Below are 520 nucleotides of genomic sequence, written 5' to 3' on the forward strand. Positions count from 1 at the left end.
GTTGAAGATGCCGGTGGCGATGACGCTGTCGAGGTAGGGCAGCAGGCCGCTGCCGAACTGCGAGAGGTCGCGCGGATCGAGCTCGTAGACCGAGAGGAAGAACGGCGAGAACTGCAGGCCGACCTTCACGTCGCCGTAGTTGCTGTCGAGGCCCACATAGGCCTGGCGGCCGAACAGGTTGCCGTTCGAGTCGTTCAGGCCGCCGTTGGACATGCTGATGCCGCTTTCGAGCTTGAATTCCGCTTTCAGGCCGCCGCCGAGGTCTTCGGTGCCCATCACGCCGAACTGCGAAGGCGAGTTGCCGCTGTCGATCATGGAGAACTGATGGCCGGCGTTCTGCCCGGTGGTCGTGTTGAGCGTCTTGCTCGTGTACAGCAGGCCGCCATCGACCAGGCCATACAGCGTGACACTGCTCTGGGCATGGGCAGCACCGCCTGCCAGCAGGCAGGTTGCAGCGGCGATGAGCTTCAGGCGCAGACCTCGTTGCTTGTACATCGTCGATCTCCTTCGGGACGGAACG

The 520-nt window shown here is 63.5% G+C and carries 1 protein-coding gene; it reads right to left on the reverse strand.

Annotated features, from left to right (window positions below; genetic code table 11):
• A partial coding sequence (locus V8683_RS31390) for a porin (protein ID WP_462849280.1) occupies positions 1-495 on the reverse strand: 495 nt, incomplete at its 3' end.
• Positions 496-520: the final 25 nt, after the last annotated feature.

The sequence above is a fragment of the Paraburkholderia sp. AV2 genome, from assembly GCF_054968425.1.